Origin of the sequence: Rubritalea tangerina (assembly GCF_042683245.1) — a bacterium.
Lineage (GTDB): Bacteria > Verrucomicrobiota > Verrucomicrobiia > Verrucomicrobiales > Akkermansiaceae > Rubritalea > Rubritalea tangerina.
Genome location: NZ_JBHUJB010000061.1, coordinates 69266 through 81745, shown reverse-complemented (window position 1 = coordinate 81745; position 12480 = coordinate 69266). Strand labels below are relative to the sequence as shown.

General features: G+C 51.2%; 9 protein-coding genes. 3 read left to right on the top strand and 6 right to left on the bottom strand.

The genetic code is table 11. The features are described from left to right. Positions 1–115 precede the first annotated feature (115 nt). Positions 116–1789, bottom strand: coding sequence for a ribose 5-phosphate isomerase B (rpiB, locus tag ACFSW8_RS13890; RefSeq protein WP_377178531.1), 1674 nt, complete (start codon positions 1787–1789; stop codon positions 116–118). 225 nt (positions 1790–2014) lie between these two features. On the opposite strand from rpiB, the gene ACFSW8_RS13885 reads away from it, so the two are divergent. Beyond that, positions 2015–3583: a S1 family peptidase gene (locus tag ACFSW8_RS13885; RefSeq protein WP_377178529.1), complete on the top strand. Its 1569-nt coding sequence runs from the start codon at positions 2015–2017 to the stop codon at positions 3581–3583. On the opposite strand, the gene ACFSW8_RS13880 is transcribed toward ACFSW8_RS13885, so the two are convergent. From ACFSW8_RS13880 to ACFSW8_RS13860, 5 genes are all read right to left on the bottom strand, one after another. Then, positions 3580–4494, bottom strand: coding sequence for an EF-hand domain-containing protein (locus ACFSW8_RS13880; protein ID WP_377088959.1), 915 nt, complete (start codon positions 4492–4494; stop codon positions 3580–3582). The two genes, ACFSW8_RS13885 and ACFSW8_RS13880, sit on opposite strands and share 4 nt — an antisense overlap. A gap of 146 nt (positions 4495–4640) precedes the next feature. Beyond that, the gene (tkt, locus tag ACFSW8_RS13875; protein WP_377088958.1) at positions 4641–6626 is read right to left on the bottom strand and encodes a transketolase; all 1986 of its coding nucleotides are present in this window, start codon (positions 6624–6626) and stop codon (positions 4641–4643) included. A gap of 127 nt (positions 6627–6753) precedes the next feature. Then, positions 6754–7212, bottom strand: coding sequence for a hypothetical protein (locus ACFSW8_RS13870; protein WP_377088956.1), 459 nt, complete (start codon positions 7210–7212; stop codon positions 6754–6756). Between the two features lie 105 nt (positions 7213–7317). Continuing rightward, positions 7318–8121, bottom strand: a complete 804-nt coding sequence (locus ACFSW8_RS13865; RefSeq protein WP_377088955.1) for a hypothetical protein — start codon at positions 8119–8121, stop codon at positions 7318–7320. Positions 8122–8163: 42 nt separating this feature from the next. Further along, positions 8164–8946 carry a hypothetical protein gene (locus ACFSW8_RS13860; protein ID WP_377088954.1) on the bottom strand — a complete coding sequence of 261 codons (783 nt, stop codon included), beginning with the start codon at positions 8944–8946 and terminating at the stop codon, positions 8164–8166. A 152-nt stretch (positions 8947–9098) separates the two neighbouring features. Between ACFSW8_RS13860 and ACFSW8_RS13855 the strand changes: the two genes are divergently transcribed. Further along, positions 9099–10964 carry an ABC transporter ATP-binding protein gene (locus ACFSW8_RS13855; RefSeq protein WP_377088953.1) on the top strand — a complete coding sequence of 622 codons (1866 nt, stop codon included), beginning with the start codon at positions 9099–9101 and terminating at the stop codon, positions 10962–10964. 97 nt (positions 10965–11061) lie between these two features. After that, entirely contained in the window at positions 11062–12336 is a 1275-nt protein-coding gene (gene serS, locus ACFSW8_RS13850) for a serine--tRNA ligase (protein WP_377088951.1), read from the top strand. Positions 12337–12480: the final 144 nt, after the last annotated feature.

Here is a 12480-nt window from a genome sequence, read left to right as displayed (position 1 = left end):
GCTCACACTCAAAAAGCTTTCCGCTCCAAACCACGAACCAACGAGCTAACTCGCAAAAAAAGCCCCCAGCCGATCACTCAGCTGAGGGCTTAGTCTAAATGCTTTTGCTCGTATACTAACGAGGAAGTGGGAACGCGCGGTTGAAGGCGTAGACCTCCTGACGGATTTCCTCAAGCTTCGCTTCATCTTCGCGGTTTTCGATCGCCGCGTGGATGAAGTCAGCCACTTTCACCACGTCGTCTTCCTTCATGCCACGAGACGTGATCGCAGGAGTACCGATACGGATACCAGATGGCTTGAATGGACCAGCAGTGTCGAACGGAATGGAATTCTTGTTCACTGTGATACCCGCTTCATCGAGTGCTGCGTCTGCAATAGAACCGTCGAGGCCATTTGGACGAAGATCCACAAGCATGAGGTGGTTGTCAGTACCGCCAGAAACGATACGGTAACCATGCTCCGCCAAGCGTGCTGCCATTGCCTGCGCATTCTTCACTACCTGAGCTGAGTAATCCTTGAATTCAGGCTGGAGAGCTTCACCAAAACAAATTGCCTTCGCAGCAATCACGTGCATGAGTGGCCCCCCCTGGATACCTGGGAAGACTGTGGAGTCGATCTTCTTAGCGTGCTCTTCTTTACAGAGAATAATACCACCACGTGGCCCGCGGAGGGACTTGTGTGTAGTGGATGTTACAAAGTCAGCGTGTGGCACTGGGTTGTTGTGTGCACCAGCGGCGACAAGACCAGCAATGTGCGCCATGTCTACAAAGAGGTAGGCTCCAACTTTCTTAGCGATCTGCCCCATGCGCTCGAAGTCAATCTCACGTGGGTAAGCAGACGCACCAGTAGTAATAAGTGCGGGCTTGAGCTCTTCCGCCACTTTCTCAAGTGCATCGTAGTCGATACGCTCGTCTTCTTCACTCACACCGTAGTGAGTCACTTCATAGAACTTACCAGAGAAGTTTGCCTTGTGACCGTGCGTAAGGTGACCACCGTGTGCAAGATCCATCGTAAGGATCTTATCGCCTGGCTTGAGAACGGAGAAATAAACTGCTGTGTTTGCCTGAGAACCAGAGTGCGGCTGCACGTTTGCGTGCTCAGCACCGAAGAGTTCCTTGAGTCGATCGATCGCGATTTGCTCAATCACGTCTACATTTTCACAACCACCGTACCAGCGGCGGCCTGGGTAACCTTCTGCGTACTTGTTAGTGAGGAGACTGCCCTGTGCTTCTTGCACTGCGCGTGAGGTAAAGTTCTCTGAGGCAATCAACTCAATGTTGTTACGCTGACGTAATCCTTCTTCGTGGATCGCTGCGAATACATCCGGATCACTCACCGCAATGGCACTCCCTGATGCTTTCTTGATACGTGGCTCGTGGCGCCCACCTTCAAACTCGGTACCGAGGAAGGCGTCCACCATCGATAAAGCAGTTGCTTCATCCACATGCTTTTGACCAAGACACAAGATATTCGCGTCGTTGTGCTCGCGTGCTACCTTCGTGTCTTCCACGCTTTGCACGTTTGCAGCGCGCACACCCACGAAACGGTTCGCAGCCATGCTCACACCAACTCCAGAGGTACAACAGAGAATCCCGCAATCAAATTGCTCTTGGCTGACCTCGATCGCCACCTCGTTAGCAAAGTCTGCGTAGTCTACAGAATCTTTGGAATTTGTGCCGTAGTCAGCAACTTCGTGGCCTTGCGCCATGAGGTGACGCGCAATAGCATCCTTAAGTTCTACTCCGCCGTGGTCGGCGCCGATAGCAATGCGGTATCTGGAATCGCTCATATCTCTCTATGTGATGTGAATTTGAAAATTGGCTCAGAGCGACTTTCCTTATGTTGGCCAAAAACGCAACCGCCAAATGCCCACTGACGTGGAAATTTCCTCTCATTTCCCGCACGCCCCATACAGCGCACCTCAACTTCTTCTCCAGAGTGCATACAATCCATCGTTTTTTGCAGACAAGCACTTGGCCCAGCCCCGCTCTAATCCACACATTCCCAGATGCCCATGAAAAACCTCACCGTTCTCAACCTACTCACAACCTGCCTGCTGGCATTCGTATCGTACCTCCCCAACACTACTGCAGCCGACGCCCAGCCACCACTGAAAATCTGCCAGCAAATGCAAGATTCCCTCAAGCAAGTCAAAGAATCTTGCGTCGCCGTTTCAAATAAAGGCACCGGCAGCGGAGTGATCATCTCCCCAGGTGGCTATGTTATCTCAGCTGCACACATGTTTCGGAACCTCGCTGAAGAACCCACCCCAGAAATCATCCTCCATGACGGCCGCAAGCTCAAAGCCCAGTTGCTCGGTTTCAACCGTGAAAGCGACTTCGCCTTGCTCAAAATCTCAGATCCAAAATCCGAGGATTGGCCACACTGCACACTCGCAAAATCAGCCCCAACCACCGGCAACTATTGCTTCACGATTGCCCATCCCTCTGGCTACCTTGAAGGCCGCCCAGCACAAGCGCGACTAGGCCGCATCACCAGCCATAGCCAATCCGAAGATGGCAGCGCCTATTACCTCTTTGCCGACTGCAACATCCAACCAGGTGACTCAGGTGGCCCACTCTTCTCTCTCGATGGCAAACTGATCGGCATGGATAGCAGTGCCGCCGGACTCCTCGGATTCAATATTTTTCCAGCAATTGATCAATTCCACAAAGACCGACCTCGACTCACCAAAGGTGAGCGGTGGGGCGATGCCAAAAACGCCCCAGACGGTGAAGCCATCACCTCCGTCACACTCGACGCCGAAACTCTGAACCAAATCCAGCAAACCTTCATGCAGCGGGTCCAACAACATTACCCACCCACAGTAGACTTTCTCCAAGAACTCGCTGACGAGAATGGTGAAGTGCGGATCGACCAACAAAAAATAGCCATGCATATGCTCAGAGATGCTATGGCCATCTCTCGCAAACAACCTATCTCTCATGGACTGGACGACCCAGCACACCTCGCACAACTTCCCAAACTCCCCACCGATGCAAAACGCAACCTATTGCTCCACCCCTCTGACCAACCTCATCAACCATTCGCACATGGCATCGCTCTCGATTCCCAATTCATCGTCTGCAAGCACAGCCTCCTTCCACAAGAAAGCCAATACAGCGCCAAAATTGGACCCAAACACACTCCGCTAAAACTCGTAGCTACCGACCCAACTTGGGATATTGCCTTGCTCAAAGCAAAAGAAGCCATGCCCTTCCCCCCTATGACCTGGCCCACAAAAGCACTTCCAGTTGGCGCCGGCTCCCTCTTGCTCGCCCCAGACCACAAAGGCCGACCAGTCTGGAATGTCGCCACCGACTCTCCGCGTGTCGTCTCAAAAAAGCGGTCTATTGGGCCACTCGATGACAAAACCATCATCAGCAAACATCGCGCGCCCTACCCCACGGCGATCCGCCATGCACTTCCACTCTACGCAGATGACGCCGGAACCCCCATCTTTAGCCAAGATGGTAGCTTTGTTGGGATACACATCGCACGCTTCTCTCGCACCTTCGGCCTCATCATCCCAAGCTCCGAGCTGCAAAAATCCATCCAAAAAATGCAAGCAACGCTCGACTAAAAATCGCGTCCCCCACGTTTCTCTGGGCTCGGGCTATCCCTCCTTTCACCGCGATGGTGATGCGGTTTCTTACCATGCCCGCCCTGACGAAGCTGGTGCATCAGACGGAATGGAGCATGCTCCATCATATGTTCCATCGCTTTTTGCTTCTCCTCAGCATTCAGAGTACCGTCGCCGTCAGCATCAAAACGTTCGAGCATCTCAGCCTTTTCCTTCTCATGCGCAGTCTTCCGTTCCTCTTCTGAAAGAGTCCCATCCCCATCGAGATCGTACTTTTCGATCAGCTCTTTCTTAAGCTCAGACATTCTCTCGGCGATGACTTCCTTGGCCTTGGCCTTTTCTTCTTCTGAAAGTTGGCCGTCACCGTCTTCATCAAATTGTAACATGAAACGCTTCTTAGCCTGCTCCATCCACTCTGAATGACCACGCTTACGCTTCTCCCATGATCTGCGCAACTCGCGCCTCTCATCCTCAGATAACTTTCCATCCCCATCTTTATCAAAGCGCTTGAGCAATTCTTTCTGCATCTTGTCGCCACGTGAACCGTAGCGCTTAGCAATCGCATCTCTAGCCTCTTTCCTTTCCTCATCAGAGAGCTTCCCGTCGCCATCTTTATCAAAGCGCTCCATCACCTCTTTATCAAAACGCCCACCATGCGCTGACCGCTTTCTCCAATCGCCCCGCTCCCTATCGCCATGAAATCCAGGCTTTGCACGCTCAGCCCTTGCCTCGCGCATCGCACGCCTTTCCTCTTCGGAAATACTGCCATCGCCATCAGCATCAAAACGTTTCAGCAAATCTTCTCGACTCGGACGTGACCGCTCACCATTTGCCGGCCCCTGAGCCATCACAGGCAAAGCAAATGCAATGCCGATAATACTAATGCTACTGGTAAATAGGGCTCTCTTCATACAACAATCCTTTCTCGCTAACCAATCTATGATGATCTCTTCTGATATGTAAAACCCCTAGCGTGAGAAAATGTTGCACAATTCTTGAAAAAATACAGCCCACCTTCATCGCGAAGGTAGGCTGCATGTTTGAATCTCTTGTCGGCTTAGCCAAGAAGCTCTTGCGCTGCCGCCACCACGTGACCAGCAGTCATGCCGAGTTCTTCCATAACCACATTACCTGGAGCCGAGATGCCGAAGCGGTCAATGCCTAGCACCTTCCCTTCGCAACCTGTGTACTTGTACCAAAGACCAGAAACACCAGCTTCGATTGCGATGCGGTTCTTGCACTCACATGGGAGAACAGACTTCTTGTACTCGTCGCTCTGACGCTCGAAGCGTTCAAGACATGGCATGGATACCACGCGCACACCGTCGCCGAGTTCCTTAGCAGCCTCAACGATGTGGCCAACTTCAGAACCTGAAGCCATAAGGATGAGCTTAAGGTCACCAGTTTCTTGCTTGAGAACATAACCACCCTTGAGCGCACCTTCACGGCGAACTTCTACAGGCACATCGCTGTTGTTAGGGATACCCTGACGGGTGAAGATAAGCGCTGTAGGGCCATCAACACGGCCAAGTGCACCTGCGTATGCTGCAGCCACTTCTTCTGGGTCACCAGGACGTACAACGTCGAGGTTAGGAATCACGCGGAGACCGGAAACTGTTTCTACTGGCTGGTGGGTAGGACCGTCTTCACCAACACCGACTGAGTCGTGAGTGAAGATGTATGTCACAGGAAGCTTAGCAAGCGCTGCAATACGGATCGACGGACGAAGGTAATCCGCAAATACACAGAATGTCGCGCCAGATGCGTGGAACAAACCGTCGTAAGCGATACCATTGAGGATACCACCCATGGCGTGCTCACGGATACCGAACCAGATGTTGCGGCCAGATGCGTCCTTTGCGGAGAAATCGCCGCCGTCCTTGATGTAGTTCTTAGTAGAACCGAAGAGGTCAGCGGAACCTGTGAGAAGCTGAGGAACTTCCTGAGCCACTGTGTTGATGACAGAACCACCCGTGCCACGAGTTGCGTCTTTGTAGTCTGCATCGAATGCTGGAATACGGTCGAGAAGATCAGATGGAATTGCCTTTGCCACGCCGTTGCTGAGTTCTTCAGCAAGTGCTGGATTAGCTGCTGCCCATGCGTCGTATGTTGCCTGCCACTCAGCCATTGCTGCTGCAGACTCTTCTGCCTTAGCTGCAAAGAAGGAACGCACCTCATCAGACACGAAGAATGTTTCTTCTGGAAGACCGAGGCCTGCACGTGCTTCAGCAGCGAAACCTGCGCCACCTTCACCGTGCGCCTTCTGAGTACCTGCTACCTGCGGGATACCGCGACCGATTTCAGTCTTAGCAATGATCACAGATGGCTTGCCGTTAGAGTTTGCCTTGGCTGCATCAACAGCTTCTTTCACAGCTGTAAAGTCGTGACCGTCGATAGTCACTGCGTTCCAGTTCTGGGACTGGAAGTAGGCTTCTGCCTGAGTTCCTTGGGAGACGTCAGCCATAGCGTCGAGAGTAACATCGTTGCTATCGTAGATAAGAACGAGGTTATCGAGACCGTTGTGACCAGCGAACTCGATAGCTTCGCGCGCTACACCTTCTTGGATACATCCGTCACCAGCGAGAGCAACGATGTTGTGGTTGAAAATGGTGTGTTCAGCTGTGTTGTAGCGTGCTGCCGCGCGCTTACCGGAGAGAGCATAACCCACAGCGTTTGCAATGCCCTGACCAAGTGGACCAGTTGTTGCCTCCACACCTGGAGTTTCCTCAAATTCTGGGTGCCCCGGTGTGATGCTGTGAAGCTTGCGGAAGTTTTTCACTTCCTCGAGAGATACTGCGTAGCCACTGAGGTGGAGCCATGTGTAGATGAACATGGAACCGTGACCTGCTGAGAGGATGAAACGGTCGCGGTTGAGCCACTTAGGAGCAGCTGGGTTGTAGTTAAGGCTGTCGCCAAAAAGAACTGCACCGATTTCTGCACAGCCAAGTGGAAGACCCAAGTGACCGGAAGAACATGCGTGAACTGCGTCGATTGCTAACCCACGAGCCTGTGCCGCTGCGGATTGTAAAATTTGCTCATTCATAGACAGGCGCGACCATTCACCAAGTCGGCCCCAACGACAAGCAACAATTTCGTCAGAGCCCCGCTTTCCAAGTCATACGCAACTCACAACTCACTCTCACTCAAAAACCTTGTCATTTTGCGCCAATCTATCGGGACAAATCCTCCTGATACAATACCTTAAACCCAGAACGCGTCAAAACATCGATCCCAAATGAATAATCCTCCAGATGCATTGCCACCAAACTTTGCCTGTCGGGATGCGCCATCAAACTATACGCAAAGTCCACATTCGTTTCCGCAGCCATCAGTGCCTCCAAACATGCCCCTAAACCAATACCTGACTCCCGCAATGCCACCACCACCATGTCACACATCGTGTAAGGAATTCCTCGCTCCGCAAATAAACAAAAAACAGCATCTGGGTCCGTCACCAATAAACGTACAATTGTCGCATCCTTAGAGTCCTGAATACTAATCCCAATGATCTCCACCTTTGCTCCACGCACCAAACGCACCAACGATCCCAATGCCCCAGCTCTGTTCTGTAACATCACCGCAAATTGCCTCACTGGCTCCCCTTCTTTCTTTACCAATACCTCATCCATTTTTTTGTGTTGTGTTTCATAGCACAGATTGCCCCCCCTCACTAACAAAAAACGCACTGCCATCTCTGACAGTGCGTTTGTCTAAAGTAATAGATCCTTGGTAGATTAGCGGCTATTCGCCTTCGCTAAGATCACGCGGTCGCCTGAACGTACACGCGCACCAGCAACCAAGCTGTCATAGTCAATGTCTGCGATCACACGGTTGGCTTCCACTGCATTGATGTTGAGACGTCCGATGTGCTGAGCACCGCGGACAATAATCAACTGTGAATCTTCGTTAATCAACGCCTGTGGATGTGGCTTGATAATCACAAAGCCCCAGTTGTTGTTCACTGCTGTAATGAGTGAAGAAATGCTGTTCTGGCGAAGGCTAGCAATACGCTCGGACTCACGCTTGTTGAGATCTGCTAAATCAGCATTGTTAGTATCAAGCTTCTTCTGGACTTCTTCAATGGCGATAGCGAGCTCCTCGCTCTTCTTCTCAAGATCTTTGCGCTCTTCGTTGAGTTGCTCAACAAATTGTGGCACTTGATCGAGCGCTACATCCTGTCCCTTGAATGCTTCCTTAACCTTGGCAATCAACTGCTCAACTTCTTCAATCTTCTCCTCTTGAGTCGCAATCTTGTTGTCGAGATCCTTGAGAGTACGCTTAAGGGTCAACTTCTGTGATTCCTTAAGCTCGATCTCAGCCTTGGTCTCGTTGAGAGCATCCTCAGCCTTCTTGAGGTTTTCTTTCTCCTCGTCGTATTCCTTCTGCATGCTTGCATAAGAATTCTCTACAACGATGATCTGTTGCTTGCGGTCGTTTGTCTCATCAAGCTCAGCCTGATGGGTAGAAATTTTAGTGTATGAGAAAATGCCTGCAGCTCCGATACCAGCACATGCTACAGCGAATAAAGGTGTTTTCATAATATTCAGTAAGTAATAATGAGTTAGAATTCGGGAGTAACCTTATTGCTTGGCCTCTTTCTCTGCTACAACACGGTCGCCAGAGCGAACTGCCACCGTCACAGGCATCGCATCAGGAATGATGTCTGCTGCAGCTCGGTTTTGCTCTACTGCTGTCACCTTCAACTTTGCGATCACCTCGCCATTGCGAAGTACATCAAGAATAGATCCAGGTACCACACCCTGTGCATTACCTCCACTGAGAGTTACAAAACCCCAGTTACGATAGACGCTGCTGATAGAAGTGGATAGTGATGGAAGTGATTTACCATTTGTTTGGTACTCAATGACATTGCGCTTATTCGCAGCAAGTGCCTTCGTGCTCTCCTCACGCTGCTTCATGTTACTGAGCTTCTCTTCGTCTGTTGCAATGTCAGACTTGAGTGTCGCAATCTTGTTCTTCGTAGCAGTGATCTGTGGAACCAATACGTCCGGATCTGGAAGACCCTTTAAAATGTCATCGTTAGAAGCAATCTTGCTTTCGTTAGCTGACACAGCACTCTCCTTAGCGCTAATGTCACTGTTGATTGCTGCGATCTCGTCACTCACTGTCGTCAACTTCTCTTGCTCAGCTTTGTCAGCTTCAAGAGTCTCGTCTTTCGTTGCAACAGTTTCGTTACGCTTCTGAGTCACGCCTGCTAGATCTTCTTGTCCAGCCTTCAAGCGACGCTCAGCCTTTTCTTTTAGCTTCACCTGCTTCTCAAATTCAGCGTTGTTCTTGAAGCCCATCCAAATGGATAATGCCAAGACAACAATGGTGAGACCTCCAAAGATATTTGTAGCCATAGTGGTTTTTGTATGCGGTTGTTTACGTAGGATTTTCGGGTGTGATGATGGACACTAGGTGGATCCTCCCCCACTCTACAACCCTAAAATTCACTGATTTTTCGCTTCGCTTTACTTTTTTGTAAGATCAGCCCACATTCGAACGCATCTTCATGAAGACGATTCGCCGCATTTTCTCTTACTACGGTCGCTACCCAAAGCTCGCCTGCGCCCAGCTTCTCTGCGCAATTCTTATGACTGTCATGCTGCCAGTCTTCCCTGAAATGTCCGGACGCATTTACAAGGAAATCATTGAAGATCAAAAAAATGCCGAGCAAATCGAACAAGTTGCCAGAAAGCTCGAACAAGATCCAGCAAATTCTAACTCCCCGGATCTAGCGAACCAAGTCCGCCAACAAATTCCCGATACCAGTTCTGACTCCTATAAGTCAGAAAGTAAGAGACAGGTTCTCATATACGCACTCATCGCCCTCGCTGCATTCTTCGGACGTGATATCTTTAACTGCCTGCGCATCCTCATCAATAACGTCTTCGAACAGAAAGCTATCTACGACCTCCGCTCAGAACTCTATTCAAAACTCCAACGGCTCCCCCTCAAGTGGTTCGACTCACGTCGCACTGGAGATATCATGACACGCGTAGCTGAGGATGTGCCAGCAATGGAGCGCCTGCTTATCGACGGAGTAGAACAAGGACTCATCGCTGTTCTACAAATCCTTGGAGTGGCCGCTTTCCTTATTTGGAAGGACCCTATTCTGGGATTAACAGCACTCACTCCTCTCCCCTTTCTTCTTATCGGCGCCAGCATCTATACAAAAAATGCGCGTGACCGACACCGTGATGTGAAGCGTTACACAGGTGAAATGAACGCACTGCTCAGCGATAACATTGCCGGCGTCAACCAGATCAAATCGTATGCGGCAGAGGCTGATGAACTCAACCGTTTCAACCAACTCTCCACCAAAGTAAAACATGCCACCCTCAAGGTCATGAAATACTGGGCCGTCTATTCCCCCAGTATGAGCTTCCTGAACTCCCTAGGCTACGTGCTCGTCCTCGGAGTTGGCGGCTACCGCATCATCTCCGACCCTAGCGTAGGTACTGAAATCTACCTCTACTTCTTCACGATCATGTGGGCACTCTACGAGCCCATCACCAAACTCCACGGCCTCAACCAAATGGCTCTCTCCTCTAAAGCAGCCGCTGAACGTGTCTTTGAAATTCTCGATACCGAAGATGAACTTCACGCCGACGAAGGTGTCCTCCTCCCCCAACCTGCACGCGGAGAAGTCGTCTTTAGAGACGTCTCCTTCAGTTATGACGAGATCCCAACCCTCCACCACATCAACCTCACTGCCCAACCTGGGCAAACTGTCGCTCTCGTAGGCTCTACCGGTGCTGGTAAATCAACACTCGTTAACCTCCTCACCCGCTTCTACGAATACGATCAGGGATCTATCACCATCGACGGCATCGAACTCAACACCCTCAATAAACCTTCCCTACGCTCTTCTATCGCCTACGTCACCCAAGATGCCTTCCTCTTCAATGGATCTGTTAGGGAGAACCTTTTGTTGGGTAAACGCGACGCCACAGACGATGAACTCTGGAAAGCCCTAGACGCTGCTAACGCTCGAGGCTTTATCGAAGAGCTGCCAAAACGTTTAGATACCAACGTTGGTGAACGTGGCGTCAAACTCTCAGGAGGAGAGAAACAACGCCTCTCAATTGCCAGAGCCCTTCTAAAAGACCAACCCATCCTCATCCTAGATGAAGCCACCGCCAGCGTTGACAGCAAAACCGAAAAGCTCATCCAAGACGCGCTAGATAACCTCATGCACACCCGCACGGCTTTCGTCATCGCACACCGTCTCTCAACTATCCAAAATGCAGACATCATCCACGTCCTCGACCAAGGCCGTATCATCGAATCCGGCGCCCATGATGAACTCTGTGCCCTCGGTGGCAAATACGCCGCACTCTCACAACAAGCATTTTTGATTTCTAACACCCACTAAATCACCGCTGAGAGCGGACTCGAGCCCACCACTCAAATCTCTCTCAGATCTGCGCGTCAGGGTTGACCTCGCAAGCTTGACCATGTAAACCCCCACCATGCTCGACATCCGAGAAATCCGCGATAACGCTGAAGAAGTAAAGGCACGCCTCGCCACCCGTGGTGGTGACGCGCAGAATCTCATCAATGAAGTCCTCGCTTGCGACGAACGCCGTCGCGCTGTGGAGACTGAGAAGCAACAACTCCAGTCAGAGCGGAAATCCTCGTCCAAAGCAATTGGCGCTCTCATGGCTCAAGGGAAGCACGATGAAGCTGAAACTGCCAAAGAAGCCGTCAAAGTCATCGGTGAAAAAATCAAAGTCCTCGATACCGAGGCCGACACCGTCACCGAGCGCCAAAACCACCTCCTCATGAGCATCCCCAACCTGCCGCATGCAAATTGCCCAGTCGGCAGCGATGAGGCTGACAACCCAGAAATCCGCACTTGGGGAAATAAACCAGAAATCACCGATCCGCTCGACCACGTCGCCCTCGCTGAAAAACACGGCCTCATTGACTTTGATGCCGCAGCAAAGATCTCTGGGTCTGGATTTGCTGTCTACCGAGGCAGTGGCGCTAAACTCGAGCGAGCATTGATCAATTTCCTTCTAGACCTCCAGACTGAAGAACACGGATACTCTGAAGTCAACGTGCCTCATATCATCCGCCGCTATTGTATGGAAGGCACCGGTCAACTTCCAAAGTTTGAAGATGACATGTACGGCCTCGAAGATGGCGCCATGTTCCTCGCTCCAACCGCTGAAGTTCCCGTCACAAACCTTGTGAGAGAAACCCTGCTCCAGGAAAGCGAACTTCCCATCAAAATGACCGCACACACACCCTGCTTCCGCCGTGAAGCTGGCTCTGCCGGTCGCGACAACCGTGGTATCATCCGCATGCACCAGTTCGATAAAGTCGAGCTCGTCCAAGCCGTGCACCCAGACAAGTCATTTGAAGTGCTCGAGGAACTTACCGGTCATGCAGAAGCCGCCCTACAAAAACTCGGCCTTCATTACCGCACCATCGAACTCTGCACCGGTGATATCGGATTCTCCGCAACCAAAACCTACGACATCGAAGTCTGGTCACCCGGCCAAGATAAGTTTCTCGAAGTCTCAAGTTGCTCCAATTTTGGTGATTACCAAGCACGCCGACTCCGTCTCCGCTTCAAAGACGCCGATGGCAAAAACCACTTCTGTCACACGCTCAATGGCTCAGGCACTGCGCTTCCACGGCTCTACGTCGCCCTCATCGAGCAATACCAAAATCCTGACGGCTCTATCACCATCCCTGAGGCTCTCGTGCCGTACTTCGGGAAAACCGAAATTGCCTGATCCCTCTACATTCTTAAACCAAGCCCCCCAACACCAAAGCCGCAAAGATCTCCCTGCGGCTTTTTTCTATCCATCCCACAAGCCCTCTCTATAGTCTGCTATACATGTCGTGCTAGAAAATATTCGCGCACCTCCACCACTTGC

Excerpts from the sequence above, each read along its gene's own strand:
- ACFSW8_RS13885 (WP_377178529.1), top strand. The coding sequence starts at position 2,015 with ATGAAAAACCTCACCGTTCTCAACCTACTCACAACCTGCCTGCTGGCA.
- rpiB (WP_377178531.1), bottom strand. The coding sequence starts at position 1,789 with ATGAGCGATTCCAGATACCGCATTGCTATCGGCGCCGACCACGGCGGA.
- serS (WP_377088951.1), top strand. The coding sequence starts at position 11,062 with ATGCTCGACATCCGAGAAATCCGCGATAACGCTGAAGAAGTAAAGGCA.
- tkt (WP_377088958.1), bottom strand. The coding sequence starts at position 6,626 with ATGAATGAGCAAATTTTACAATCCGCAGCGGCACAGGCTCGTGGGTTA.
- ACFSW8_RS13870 (WP_377088956.1), bottom strand. The coding sequence starts at position 7,212 with ATGGATGAGGTATTGGTAAAGAAAGAAGGGGAGCCAGTGAGGCAATTT.
- ACFSW8_RS13860 (WP_377088954.1), bottom strand. The coding sequence starts at position 8,946 with ATGGCTACAAATATCTTTGGAGGTCTCACCATTGTTGTCTTGGCATTA.
- ACFSW8_RS13855 (WP_377088953.1), top strand. The coding sequence starts at position 9,099 with ATGAAGACGATTCGCCGCATTTTCTCTTACTACGGTCGCTACCCAAAG.
- ACFSW8_RS13880 (WP_377088959.1), bottom strand. The coding sequence starts at position 4,494 with ATGAAGAGAGCCCTATTTACCAGTAGCATTAGTATTATCGGCATTGCA.
- ACFSW8_RS13865 (WP_377088955.1), bottom strand. The coding sequence starts at position 8,121 with ATGAAAACACCTTTATTCGCTGTAGCATGTGCTGGTATCGGAGCTGCA.